The following is a 13,546-nucleotide window of genomic DNA, read 5'->3' as shown; positions in this document are numbered from 1 at the left end:
TCGCCGCCGCGTGTCACAGGTTGGCAGCAATGGGCGGCGGCGGACCGGCCGACAGGAGCGGTGCGGCGGCTTACCGGGTACGTTCGATGACGTGGCTGGATTCAGGAATCGACACGGTGAGGGCGGTGGCCGGGGCGGCCGTCCCGGCCAGGGGCCGGGATACGGCGCGGGTCACGGGCAGGGCTCGGGTCACGGGCAGAGCCCGTACGGAACGCCTCCCGGCGAGCCGGAGTACTACGCGCCCGCGGCGGGGCAGCCCGGCGGGTACGACGAGTCGCCCGGCCAGACGAAGGCGTTCACGCTGGGCGCCGGGTTCGCGGGCCAGGGCCAGGAGCCGTACGTCGATCCGTACGCCGGGCAGCAGCCGTACGCGCAGCCTTCGCACGCACAGGCCCCGTACACCCAGCCCCCGTACGCCCAGCCCCCGTACTCGGGCGACAACGTGGCGACGTACCGCGCGGGTCAGTCCGCCGCGCCGCCGGTCGGTCCGCGGCTGCACTGGAAGGAGTTGCTGAGCGGCGTCGTGCTGCGCCCCGGCCGTACCTTCTGGCAAATGCGCGACCACACGGTCTGGGGCCCGGCCCTGACCGTGACCTTCCTCTACGGGCTGCTCGCCGTCTTCGGCTTCGACGCCGCCCGCAGCGACGTCCTGGACGCGACGCTCACCACCAGCATCCCGTGGGTGCTCACCACGGCCGTCGCCGTCGTCATCTCCGCGGTCACGCTCGGCGCGGTCACCAACACCCTCGCGCTGCAGTTCGGCGGCGACGGCGCCTGGGCGCCGACGATCGGGCTCTCGCTCCTGATCACGACGCTCACCGACGCCCCGCGTCTGTTCTTCGCGCTCTTCCTCGGCGGCGCCAACAGCTTCGTCCAACTCCTGGGCTGGCTCACCTGGCTGGGCTGCGCGGCGCTGCTCACCTCGATGGTCAGCAAGTCGCACGACCTGCCGTGGCCGAAGGCGCTCGGGGCGGCGTCGATCCAACTGATCGCGCTTCTCTGCCTGTTCAAGCTGCCGCTGATCTGACCCGCCCCGGGGTCTCAGACCTTGGTGCGGTGGAAGTTCATGAAGGACCGTGAAGGCGTCGGCCCGCGCTGCCCCTGGTAGCGGGAGCCGTACTGCTGCGATCCGTAAGGGAATTCGGCGGGCGAGGTCAGCCGGAAGAGGCAGAGCTGCCCGATCTTCATTCCGGGCCAGAGCTTGATCGGGAGCGTCGCGACATTCGACAGCTCCAACGTCACATGCCCGGAGAAACCGGGGTCGATGAACCCCGCGGTCGAGTGCGTCAGCAGCCCCAGCCGCCCCAGGCTCGACTTCCCCTCCAGCCGCGACGCCATGTCGTCGGGCAACGAGATGACCTCGTACGTCGACCCGAGCACGAATTCCCCCGGATGCAGGATGAACGGCTCGTCACCCTCCGGCTCCACCAGCCGCGTCAGGTCCGGCTGTTCCACCGCCGGGTCGATGTGCGGATACCGGTGGTTCTCGAACACCCGAAAGAACCGGTCCAGCCGCACATCAATACTCGACGGCTGCACCATCGACGGCTCGAACGGGTCCACGCGCACGCGTCCGTTGTCGATTTCGGCTCGAATGTCCTTGTCAGAGAGAAGCACGCCCCGAAGGTTACGCGCCCGGAGCGGCCCCGACCCAATCCTCCGGCCCGGAGCCGCCACCTCACCGGCCTCCGACTACCGCTTCTCCCCGCCCCCGGCCACCGGCACCGCGTGCCTCAGCCGCGCGCACTTGGGACACCTCAACAACCGCCCGGGCCCCAACCGCTCGGCCCCCAAATGCTGCATCGGGAACGAAGCCGTACTGAACACATGCCCCTCGGCACAACGAACAACGGTGCGCTCCATCAAGTCCCTTCCCCAACCAACCGGCGTGGACGACAAAGCCACACATTAGGGGATCAACCCACCGCGCACCCACTCACCACTCCGCCCCCAACCTACGCCCCACCCCACCCCCCACATGCGGTAGACTCCCCCACGAAGCCACCCCCACCAGGGCCTTCACGCGGATGTAGTTTAATGGTAGAACATGAGCTTCCCAAGCTCAGAGCGCGGGTTCGATTCCCGTCATCCGCTCCATAAAAAAGCCCCAGGTCGAAAACCTGGGGCTTATTTTTTGTCAAGACCGATTCTGGGCACGCGCAGTCAAGGACGCCCGGTGGTAGATATTCAGGGCCGGCTTCGATAGTGCGCTAGACGCGAGGCGTCCCATTCCATAATCTCAAGAATGTCATCGAGATATCCACCGGTTTCGTAACTGTGCTCCCTCAAAAACTCCTGATACAGCAACAAAAGACCATCGCGAATAGTCTCAAAGCAGCGCCAATAGTAGCCCGACTCGATCGAATCGCCATCTTCCTCTCCGGCAGCAAACCCGAGAACAGCCCATGTGGCTTCTTCCACCTGGGCCGGCGGCAGCCCGTCGGCGAACATCGCCATGACAACCGTGCACACCGCAGGCGCAGGGGGCATCAGGATCGACTGGATGAACACATGCCCGTCCAAAGCGCGCAGCACACCCGGGTTCCCGTCGATCGCGGATTCCAGCAGCGCGATCAGATGTACCGCCGATTCTCCGCAACCACACTCCACCGCATCCCAGTCCTGCCGACCTAGTTCTCTTCGCGCAAGACTCAATTAATTCAGCTCCTCGAACTAGGATGGGAGCAAGTCGTACTGGAGCACCCGACTTACTTTCCTGTTTACTTTACTATTTACTCAAGGCCACATCACCATACTCCACCCGGCTCGCCCTCGACACCCGGACCGAAGGCACTGGGTGGATAATCAAGTTGACACTTTATGCAGACGCTCTTCGCAGCCGGCTCATATTCTCTTGGATCCGACCCTGTCACAGCCTTCGTTGTGTAGGCGATGCCAAGACGCACCTTCGTCCAGTCCCCGCCCAGTGCGCGGACCACATTCCCTTCTGCGCAATAGGTGGCTTCGCAGCCCAAGACATCCGGACCGGACGAGGCAACTGCCATCTCGCCAGTCTCGGTGTGATAACCCGAGACATACGATCGAGTGGCGAGTTTCGAGACGCGGTTGTCGACGGCCGCGGAACGGGCGAGATTATCACCTCGGTCGGTTCGCTCGGCCGGTGACCAGTCTGCGGGGGCTGCTTCCTTGTGCAGGTACGCGGGACGAGACTTCGCGCCGCGCGGTCCGCGTGAGGTGGTTCCCCGTGGGCTGGGCTTTTCAGTGCCCGTAGCCGGATCGCTCGGCTCGGCTACGGCCCTGTTCTGGGCGGGGTCCGCTTCCCAGTTGTCGGCGGGGGCCGGGTGGCCATCACCAGCTGCGTCCTCGAAGGCCTTCGTGCCGGCCGTGGGCGTTTTGGCCTTGCCGCCGTCGGTCTCCGCGGACTTGGCCGCGCCTGAATCCTCGCCGGAGTCCTCGCTGGTGGGGTCGCCTCCCACACCGGGGCCGCAGTCGCCCATGAGGGCGGCACATGAGGAAACGACCGCTGCGGTTCCGGCCTCAGCACAAGCTGGTCCAGCAACACCGAGAGACTCCCCGGTACAAACCCCGACAGCCGTCACTGCGACAACTGCGACCGTGGCCACGGCCACGTATGGTGCGGCCTTCTCAACGACGTGGCCCGCACAGCTCCAGAAGCTGTGGCAACCGCCACCACCGCTCTTCTTGCCAGTACTCGAAGTGCTCCCGCTGGAGGTGGTGGAGGAGGTGGAGGTGCTACCCGCGTCAGGATTGCCGGGGGGCGGGCCGCAATCGATGGCGCACGTGTTCATCGACGGGTCGTTGTACCAGTCGTCGTATCCGGTGGGGTCGGAACCACTGGCCGGGTTGTCGGCGGCGTAGGCGTAGCCGCCCATCTGGTTGGGGTCGCCCGCCTGGAAGAGCGGGTCCGCTGTCAGGAAACGGCCCTGAGCGGAGTCGTAGTTGCGGGCGCCGAGCAGGTCGAGTCCGGTGGCCGCGTCCGTGGGTTGTCCCAGGAAGCCGCGATTCTCGTCCGGAGCCACCCAGGTCGTCGGCTTGGCGCCGCGCGGATTGCCGTAGGGGTCGTAGAAACGGCGGGTGACCGCCAGTGTGGTGGCGTCGACGGCGGTGGTGGCGGTGCCCTGAACGGTGGCGACCTGGTAGGTGACCGTGCCGGTGCTGGAACGGGTGACGGTGGTGCCGTCGGGTCCGGTGATGTTGCGCAGGCCGGTCAGTGTGCTGTTGGCGACGTTCAGGGTGATCTGCTCGGTGCCACCGAAGAGGTAGAGGACCCGGGTGGTGTCGGTGCTGTCGACTGCCGCGGTCTGCTCCAGCAGGCTGCCGTCAGCGTCGTAGAGGTACTTGCTCGTGTTGGTGTGTGCTCCGTTACCGGTGGCTACGCTCGCGGTACGACCCTCGGCGTCATAGGTGAAGGTCTGCGTCTGGCCGGCGGACACGGCTCCGACCGCGGCGTTGGTCCAGGTCTGTCCACTGCTTCCGCAGGCCGCCAGCGTCAGCTGGGTGGCGTTGGTGGCACTGGCCGCCGGGTCGGTGAGGCACATCGTGGTGGCAGCTGCGCTGACAACCGTGTTGGCACTGGTGATCTTCCACTTCTGGGTGACATCTGCAGAGCAGGTGTCGATGACAATCTTTGTGCCCGACGTGGTGGCGTTACCGGTGGTGTCCAGGCACAGACCCATCACCCGGATGGTGCCGTCGGTGCCGACCGACAACTTCTGGGCGTTGGCGGTACCGCAGGTGTTGATCTGTACCTTGGCGCCGGGCGTGGTGGAGGACGCGGCGTCCTCGACGCATTTCCTGCCGCCGCCGCTCAGAGCGAATCCGCTGATCAGCGGTCCGGTCGAGGCCACCTTGCGATTGGTCGTGTCGCCCGCGTTGACACCGCCGTGCGTCGGGTCGGTGTACGCGGGCGTCGAGGTCGCGGTGCCGGTGGTCGGGTTTGTCGTAGTGGTGGCGCCCGCCTGGTCGGGCAATGCCACGCTGGTCGTGCCGTTGGCGCCGGTGTAGGAGGTGGCTTGAGTGGAGTCGCCTGCTGCGTTGCCGGTGGAGTCGTGGTCGACCATGCCCGTACGGTCGCCGAGCAGGTCGTAGCTGTAGCTCTGCCAGTACGGTGCCGGGCCGCCGACGGTCGTCGTCTTGACGGGTGTGGTGGTACTCGTCTGCACGGAAGCGGTGTTGCAGCGGCCGACGCTGCCGACCGGGGCGCTGCTCGGGTTCGTGATTCCCGCGGTGTCGGTCCAAGCAGCGGTCAGCCGCTGGAACGAGTCGTAGCTGAAGCACTGGGTGTCGTGCGTGGTGTTGTTCTGCAGGTCGTCGGCAGCGGTGAGCTGACCCGACTGGTCGTAGCGGTAGTCGACGACATCAAGGGCGGTGACTGAGGTCTGCACCATCGTTGATGTCTGTGTGGTGCGGCCGGTGGTGACGTCGTACTGGGCAAAGGTCGCCAATTCCTTGCCGGTGGGGCCGTAGTTGGTCTGCAGCACTCGCCCGAACGGGTCGTGGACCGCGGTGTCGAGGTAGGACGGCGTGTTGGAGCTGCTGATGAACCCGCCGATGCCGTCGAGGTTTCCCTGCTGCGTATATCCGAAGTCGATGTCCTCGGCCGGGAGCTTGCCGTCTGCCTGGTATTTAACGGTCGACAGCAGACCGACGGTCGGCGTGTACGCGTTGGTGGTGCTGTACGTGACAGTGCCGCTCGCGGGAGGCTGGCTCTGCCCGGCGGCGGCAAACCCGTCCGCGGCGGGCACGGTCACCGTGGAACCTGACGGCTGATAGGCGGCGTTGTAGCCGGTCACAGCCTGGGTGTACGCCTTGCTCGTCGTCCCCGTGGCACCGTTGAGGTAGCGGGTAGCGGAGGTCGGGTACCCCTTGGCCAGCGTGTCGTAGACCCAGGACGCCTGTTCCTTCGTGGCGTCGGGCGTGGCCGACCAGGCGCCGCTGTACTCGGCTGTGACGCGGTTGTCCCAGTCGTAGCTGTACGACATGACCTGGCCGCGGGAATCCGTGCTTTGCAACAGATTTCCGGCGATGTCGTATTTGTCGAGACTGCTCTGCCCGACGTTGGGGTCGGTCCGGGTCGTCGGGCGGCCAAGGAAGTCGTATCCGTAGGACCAGGTGTTGCCGGCGGTGTCCTTGACGGACTCGACCTGGCCGTCGGGGGTGTAGGTGTAGCGGGTGGTGGCGTCGGCAGCCCGGACGGCGTCCGCGGTTCCCTGGTGCCAGAGCGTGCCGCCTGCGCTGGAGACGACGGCCGCAGTGGAGTCGTTGCGCACCTGGAAGGTTGCGCCAGTGGTGGCGGTGAGACCGGTGGTCCACTTGGACGTGCCCGCCGTGGTGCGGACGACGAGGTTTCCGTCAGTGCCGAACTGAGCGAAGGCGCCGGGGTTGCCGCTCGTGCCGCTGGACCAGATGGTCGTCCCGGTGGCCAATGCGCTGAGGACCAGGTTTCCGTCCGCCTGCATCGTCAGCCGTACGCTGTCGGAGGTGAGCGAGGTGCCGGACGGGATGGTCTGGCCGGCGGCGAGAGTGACGGTCGCACCGGTGTTCTTCACCACGTTGCTGGTGATCTGCCCCAGCGCGTTGGTGAAGCTGGCTGTGGTGCGGCCGCCCACGGGTGCGGTGGTGTCGGTCTCGTCGGCACCGCGATAGGCGGTGGTGGTGTGCCACTGCTGGACGGCCTGGTGCCACAGCGTGCTGGTGACCGCGCGGCCTTCGCCGTCGTATTCGGTGGTGGTCTCCGAAGGGACTTCGTTCTCGTTGGCGGCCCACAGTGTGGTGCCGGGGACCGCGGTGGGTTCGGAGTACGGGGCGTACGACACCGTCGGCCAGCCGTGGGAGTCGTAGAAGGTGTCGGAGATGATCCGGCCGGAGTTGCTGTCTCCGGCAGCGGTGCTCTGCGTCTGGCGGGACTGGAGCATCCCGTCGTAGATCGCGATGGACGTTGCGTAGGTGCCGTCCTCGCGCAGCGTTTTCGTGGTCACCGTGGACGGGGCACCCGGAGAGGTGATCGTGCCCCCCGGGGCGGCCACCGCGCCCGGGTTGATCGAGTAGGCGAACGTCATGTCCGCGCTCTGTCCGCCGTCCTTGTCACGGCCTGGTAGCCAGACCGCAGTGCGTCGGCCAAGTGCGTCGTAACTGATGTCCGTGACGCGGTTGTTGGCGTCGATGTCCTCGGTCGGCACACCGCGCAGCGGATCGAGTGTGGAGACCTCCTTCCACCGTTGCGCGTTGTAGGTGGTGATGCCGACGGCGTTGGTGTTTCCGCCTGCGGAGGTCCAGGCCGGTGTGAAGTCGGTATGAGTGTCCTGGCCGGTGATGTCGAGCGCATCGACGGCGCGGCCGGCGCCGTCGTACACCGTCGCCATGTCCGTCTGCCAGTTCTCGGTACTGCCGTTGTATCCGGTGGAACTACGCACGGCCGAGATCCGGCCGACAGCCGAGGTGCCGCTCTGGTCGAGCCGCGCACCACATCGCGCCAGACGCACAGGTACGGCTCGGCCAACCACGGTCAGGCTCCGCACACCCGACAAGCAACCGCCCGCCCGCCGATAGGTCGCGACCTGCAGCTTCACCGACCGCGCGCCCCTGTGATTCCCAAGCTCAGAGCGCGGGTTCGATTCCCGTCATCCGCTCCATTGCCAAAGCCCCGGGTTTATCGCCCGGGGCTTTTTCTCGTTGTCCTTCAATCCACGTCCGACCCCGGACCGCGTAGCGCGCCCTGATGAACAAGCCGCTGTTCCAGGCCGCCCATTGCATGTGCGATTCCCTCGATGAGGTCGGTGACCTCCCACATGGGCCGACCATCGCTCACTCCGAATGCCAGCAACGCCTCGTGAGCGCGCTCGACCGCGACGCGCTCCGTCGTCGGCCACTGCGTCAATTGCGCCCCAGAAGCGTGTCCGGAGGCGACATCATGGCGGGGGCGCCGAAGTGATCCGCAGGGTGTTTTCAGTGGGATGGCGGCCAGGTGAGGGTGTAGCCGGTGGCGCGGTCGAAGGTCACTTCGACGGCCGGGGGCGGAAAGCCGAATTCGCGGGCGCTCCATTCGGCGACGGCCGCGGCGGCGGCCTCCGGCTGGTAGTCGGTCGGCATGTAGTCGAGCGTGTTGACCTCGATGACGACGAGGTCGCTCTGGTGTGAGCCCTCGATTTGCGCGGCCACCTGACGGAGGCCGAACTCAAGCTGGGTCACGTCCTCTTCGGTGGCCGCGTCGTCGAGGACGTGCAGCCACACGTGATCGGTGACCCGGCGTGCGCCGTCGGGCGGCGTCGGCGGCGTCGAGACGGCGGCGGAGAGTTCGGCGTACAGCGCCCAGGGACCGAGGATCTTGCGGTAGACGAAGGGGCTGGGACTCAACGGAACTCCAGGCTTGTCGGATGTGCTGGTCATGACTGGTCACACGGCTGGTCGCAACTCGTCAAGGCGGTCGGCCCCTAGTCGAATGTGAGGTGGCCGAAGACGGATTTGTCGAAGAAGTGCTCGGGGCCCATGCCGGTCGGCCGGGTGATGTACTCCAGCCCGTGGTCCGTTTTCCCGGTGTCGGACATCAGGCTGTAGCGGTCGAGGAACGCCTGCGCCTCGTCGTCGGTCATCTGTGAGATGTCGACCTTCTTGAGCTTGGCGAAGTCCTTCTCGTGGATGGTAAACCGCATGAGTTCGAGATCGGCGTTCTCCGACCTCCGGAGTTTGAGCGCCAGGTACTTCTCCGCTTCGGCACGCGACCCCCAGGAGTAGACGCCCGGACCGAAGTGAGCGCGATGCATTTCCAGCGGCCAGGGCTCACCCGTGCCGCGCAGCCGCGCCGCGTCGTCGAGTCCCTGGACGGAGAAGAACTCCAGGCATTTCAGCCCCAGGGGATCGCACCATGACAGGGGATTCGGCACGTACGCGTAATGGTTGGGTCCGGGATCGAGCCCGAGCGGATCCGGGCTGAAGTAACCGCCGACTTCCGGGTCGTAGTAGCGGAAGACGTTGTAATGGAGGCCCGTCTCCGCGTCGAAGTACTGGCCGGGGAAGCGCAACGGGCACTGGACACCGTCGGCGGCGTCGGGCGGGCGGACGCCGTAGAGCGTGCCGCGGGCCCGCCAGACCACATCGCCGTCCGGGTCGACCAATTCGGTCGGTGAACCGACCAGATCGGTGACGATCGCGTAGAAACGTGCGTCGATGTCGCTCTGCGGCGAGTCGGCGGTCAGAACCCGCTCGGTTTGGCAGACCGGTTGATGACTGCCGGGCAGGGCGTCCCAGGTCGTGACGGCGACCGTGCCGTCGCCAGAGCCGGAGCCAGAGCCAGAGCCGGTGGAGACGATCTGCTCGGCCAGCTGCATACCGTCCCAGACGAAGTCAGTCCTGCTGACGACCGTGCCGTCCTCGCCGATCCCGAGCTTCGCCGTACGGCGCCCCAGGGGGTCGTACAGATACCTCCAGCGGATCCCGTCGGGCGTGCGCACCTCGACGAGCCGGTCCTCGGCGTTCCAGAGGAACCGCCAGGCGGTCGTGGTCCCCGAGAGCGTCCTGCGCACGCGGCGGATCACCCGGCCCTGCGCGTCGTGCGCGTACGAGGTCCGGCCCGCGCGCCTGATCAGCGTGCCGTCGTACACACGGTCGCCGGTCACGGCGGAGGCTTCCGCGGCATCGTTCGGGCTGCTGTCCCCGAGCCGCCCGGTGTCCCACTGACCGACCACGACGTTGCCCAGCGCGTCGTACGCGTATCGCTCGGTCCAGCTCTCGGCGGACACCGCGGTGACCCGGCCCATCGCGTCGAGGGTGAATCCGCGTCCGCCCGCCGCGTCCGTGACGCGGATGACGTGGTCGTCCGCCCCGTATGCGTACGTACGCCGGGCGGCCGGCATCCCCGGCCCGTCCGACGAGCCCCCGCGGCTCACAGTCAGGGAGGCGAGGCGACGGTTGCTGTCCCACTCCTGCCGGATCCTCACCAGGCCGCCGTCGAGGACCCGTTCGGTCTCCACGCCGCCCACGTCGTATCCGAACGTTATGTGCCGGCCGGAGGCGCGCAGGGCCGTGGGACGCATCCCCGTGTCCCACTCCCAGGTGCTCACCGCACCGCTCGGGGTGCGGCGCTCGGTCCGACGGCCGAGCCGGTCGTACGTGTTGGTCAGCGTGCGGCCGTTGACGGTCTGCCGAACCGCCCGTCCAAGGGCGTCGTGTTCGAGCAGCAGTTCCGTGTCCGCGTTGACGGCGCGAGTGAGCCGGTCGGTCGGGTCGTACTCCATGTACGTGGCGCTGTCGCCGTCGTGCCACTCGACGGCGCGTCCGGCGGCATCCCTGACGTAACACGTAGCCTCACCGGCGCCGTTGATCCGCTCGACGAGCTGGCCCGCGGCATCGTGGACGTACCGGACCGTCCGGCCGTTGAAGTCCGTTTCGCCGCGGAGTACACCGCGCGGATCGTAGTCGTAAGTCCACTGCCGGCCGGTGGCGTTTGTGACCGAGGTCAGCCGCAGTTCGGTGTCGTAGGCGAAACGCAGGGTCGTGCCGTCGGCGAGGGTCTTCGTCATCAGACGGTCGAAGGACCCGACGTCGAAGCGCGTCACAGTCCCCTGCGGATCGGTGTGCCGGACGAGATTGCCGTCGGCGTCGTGAATCCACTCTTCCGTCGTCCCGTCGGGACGCGTCCGGCCGCGAAGCTTGCCTTCCGGCGTCCAGTTGAGCGTCGATTCCGCGCCGAGGGCGTCGACGATCCCGATGATCCGGCCGAACGCGTCGTAGCTGTAGCCCGTCACCGCGCCGTCGACGTCGGTGGTGGCCGTCGGCAGGCCCGCGCCGTTCGGCGTCATCTCGCGAACGCCCCCCAGGGCGTCGGTGATCCGGACGAGCCGACCGCGCGTGTCGTAGTCGCGTCCGGTGACAGCGCCCAGCGGGTCGACCGTACGGATCAGATTGCCGCGCTCGTCGTATTCGTGGCGCCACTCGGCGCCGTCCGGCAGCGTGACCGTCTCCGGCAGCCCCAGCGGGCTGTACCTGACCGTGGTGACGGCGCCGTCGGGCCGGGTGAAGCGGGTCAGGCGGCCGGCCTCGTCGTGGGCGTAGCCGGTGCTGCGGCCCAGGGCGTCGGTGCGGGACAGCAGATTGTCCCGGCGGTCCCATGTCCGGACGGTGGCGTTGCCGAGGGGATCGGTCGTACGGACGAGCTGGCCCAGCTCGTTGAACTCGTACGTCGTGGTGTGCCCGAGCGAATCGGTGACGCGTGTGGTGCGGTTCGCGGTGTCGTAGGCGTAGTCGTAGGCGAGGACGTTTTCCGAGCCGGCCGTACGGACACAGCGGCCTTCCGTGTCGTACTCGTACCGGTACCGCGTGCCGCCGCGGTCCTCCCAGCCGGTGACACGATGATGGTCGTCGTAGCTCAGGCGGAACGGCAGAGTGGAGGAGTCGATGATCTCGGTGAGGTCGCCACGCTCGTCGTATCCATAGCGGAGCACAACCGGCCGGTCGGCGTCGCTCAGCAGCCTGAGCTCGGTTATTCGCCGGTCCTGCGTCGTCAGACCGACGCGATAGCCAGCGCTGTGCCGGATCTCGTGGGGGACGCCTTCCGCCGTGTGGAGGACATCGATGACGTTCCCATTGCGGTCCGCGACGGACGTGAGCGCGAGTTCTGCCGGGGGGCCGCCCGGCAGCGCCCGGAAGCCAAGGATCTGGCCCTGACCCGGGCGCGTGATGCGCATCTCCCCGCCCGGAACACCGTCCCAACGCAGAGGCCAGCGAGGCCCCTCGGCCGGGAAGACGTCCCAATCCGGGTTCGGAATCGGGTAATAGAGGACCATTCCGTCCTCAGATGTGTACTGCGCTCCCTGATCGTCCAGGACGAGACGCTGATCCAGGCCGGAAGCCCACGACGTGCCGAACCAACGGCCCGCACGATAGGACGACACATGGTGCCGTTCCAGCACCAGCGGAAGAACTCCGGGCAACTGCATGTCCACCGCGGACATGACCATTTCGCCGGTCGCGATGTCGATCGGATCGCCGCACCTGAAGCGCCTGAACATGCGGACTGCGGTCTCGCGCATGTCCCGCAGGGCGGCGCCGCCTTTGCGGACGCTGTTGGCGATGTTCTCCAGGGCCTTGCCGGATTTGAGGAGGGCGGGGAGTTCGCGGGCCATCTTCAACAGGCCGCCGGCGGTGGTGAGGCCCTTGAACATCGGGATGCAGTCCAGCGCCGCGAACAGCACGTCCCACAAACTGGCCTGGCCTTGTAGGTATTTCATGACGGTGTCGGCCAGGACCAGGACGGCGGCGGCCAGGACCAGCCACGCCAGGGGGCCGCCGATGATCAGGACGACGATGCCCAGCACCGCGACGATCACCTTGCAGACCGCGATGATGTCGTCCCAGTGGTCCGCGACCCAGTCGACCGCCTTCTCCCACCAGTGCTTGTTCCTGATCCCCGCATCCGACGCCTCATGCAGCGCGTGCTGCGCCGTCGACGCCGCATCGTCCCGCAACTGGGCCGCGTCGGCCGCCAGCTGCTTGGCCGCATCCAGCTTCGCCTGCGCGCTGTGGACAGCCGTCGAGGCGGTGGTGTGGGCGCTCTGAGCGTCCGTGGCATTACGGGCCGCCGCCCGCACCTCCTCCGCCGACGGCGGCGGCACGTCCGGCTTCGGGTCCTCCTGGTAGGACTTCGACTTGTCCTGCGCCCGCTTCACCCACGCATCAGCGTTCGTGAGCTGCGACTTGGCGGTGTCCAGCTCCTGGCGCGCCGTGCGCCCCTGCGCCAGCGCCCGGTCCGCGTCACCCTGCGCGGTCTCCAGCTTCGGCCAGTAATCATCCAGAGCACCCGACGCCAGACGGTAGGACCGCTCCAGCTTGTCCAGCTCACCGGGAAGATCCCCGAACTGCCGCCGGTACGCGTCCCCCGACAGCCCCGCCCACTCCTGGACGACGGTGTCACCGCTCAGACCCCGCACCGACCGCAGCGCCGAGGCGACATCATCAGCGAAATCCCCCAGCTTCCGCGCGAGTTCCTTCACCTCGAACGGATCACCCGGCACCGGATCCCGGTCCAGATCCAGCACATCCCAATCCGTCGGACGCCCCGTCACCCCGCCAGCACCCCCATCAGCCTCGGCGAACAGCCATTGTTCCACCCGAGGTCTGTGACAGCAGAGGTACGTGAGCAACCCGCCTACGATCTGGTCCCATGCGGACCGGACCCGCAACATCTCAACCGTTCTCGCGAACTGCGATCGCCACACATCCCCTTCGCACCGAACTGGGCCATGTTCGAGATCGCTCCCTCAGAGCGCGGGTTCGATTCCCGTCATCCGCTCCATTGATAGGGCCCCAGGTCCGAATTCTGGCACGCTGCGTCGGAAGCGGTCTTGCTGGAGAAGCCGGATGATGTCGGTCGCGGTGTAGGCGGCATCGAAATCTTCAAGGCTTCTCCGGCCGGCCTGTACGATCCGTTCTTCTGTAGAAGTCCTGACATTAAGAAGGGTGCTGGGCGAAGCCCATGGAGCTTGCCCATGCAGCCATTGGACGAGTCGGGTAAGGCGTGCGGACCTCAGCGCTCCCGCTCGAGGTGACCCACCGCTCAAACTGCTCACCGACT

Annotated in this window: 7 protein-coding genes and 1 tRNA gene; 3 read left to right on the top strand and 5 right to left on the bottom strand. The window is 67.1% G+C overall.

The genetic code is table 11. From position 1 onward, the window contains the following. Nucleotides 1-91: 91 nt before the first annotated feature. Nucleotides 92-1,027 (top strand): YIP1 family protein, encoded by a 936-nt coding sequence (locus tag ACIOC1_RS04290; RefSeq protein ID WP_401851758.1) that lies wholly within the window; start codon nt 92-94, stop codon nt 1,025-1,027. Between the two features lie 14 nt (nt 1,028-1,041). Here ACIOC1_RS04290 and dcd read toward each other — a convergent pair whose 3' ends face one another. Then, nucleotides 1,042-1,617: a dCTP deaminase gene (dcd, locus tag ACIOC1_RS04285; protein WP_355346279.1), complete on the bottom strand. Its 576-nt coding sequence runs from the start codon at nt 1,615-1,617 to the stop codon at nt 1,042-1,044. Between the two features lie 406 nt (nt 1,618-2,023). On the opposite strand from dcd, the gene ACIOC1_RS04280 reads away from it, so the two are divergent. Further along, nucleotides 2,024-2,097 (top strand) — tRNA-Gly (locus ACIOC1_RS04280). Nucleotides 2,098-2,187: 90 nt separating this feature from the next. On the opposite strand, the gene ACIOC1_RS04275 is transcribed toward ACIOC1_RS04280, so the two are convergent. After that, the gene (locus tag ACIOC1_RS04275; RefSeq protein ID WP_391041598.1) at nt 2,188-2,655 is read right to left on the bottom strand and encodes a hypothetical protein; all 468 of its coding nucleotides are present in this window, start codon (nt 2,653-2,655) and stop codon (nt 2,188-2,190) included. A 92-nt stretch (nt 2,656-2,747) separates the two neighbouring features. Further along, nucleotides 2,748-7,550: a ricin-type beta-trefoil lectin domain protein gene (locus ACIOC1_RS04270; protein ID WP_401851754.1), complete on the bottom strand. Its 4,803-nt coding sequence runs from the start codon at nt 7,548-7,550 to the stop codon at nt 2,748-2,750. A gap of 149 nt (nt 7,551-7,699) precedes the next feature. Between ACIOC1_RS04270 and ACIOC1_RS04265 the strand changes: the two genes are divergently transcribed. Further along, nucleotides 7,700-7,912: a hypothetical protein gene (locus ACIOC1_RS04265; RefSeq protein WP_401851751.1), complete on the top strand. Its 213-nt coding sequence runs from the start codon at nt 7,700-7,702 to the stop codon at nt 7,910-7,912. Between the two features lie 14 nt (nt 7,913-7,926). On the opposite strand, the gene ACIOC1_RS04260 is transcribed toward ACIOC1_RS04265, so the two are convergent. Further along, nucleotides 7,927-8,334: a hypothetical protein gene (locus ACIOC1_RS04260; protein WP_391041602.1), complete on the bottom strand. Its 408-nt coding sequence runs from the start codon at nt 8,332-8,334 to the stop codon at nt 7,927-7,929. A gap of 77 nt (nt 8,335-8,411) precedes the next feature. Further along, nucleotides 8,412-13,010: an RHS repeat-associated core domain-containing protein gene (locus tag ACIOC1_RS04255; RefSeq protein ID WP_401851749.1), complete on the bottom strand. Its 4,599-nt coding sequence runs from the start codon at nt 13,008-13,010 to the stop codon at nt 8,412-8,414. Between the last annotated feature and the right edge of the window lie 536 nt (nt 13,011-13,546).

Origin of the sequence: Streptomyces sp. NPDC088197 (assembly GCF_044741185.1) — a bacterium.
GTDB lineage: Bacteria > Actinomycetota > Actinomycetes > Streptomycetales > Streptomycetaceae > Actinacidiphila.
The sequence above is the reverse complement of the archived record's forward strand: the minus strand, read 5'-3'. Positions and strand labels throughout refer to the sequence as shown.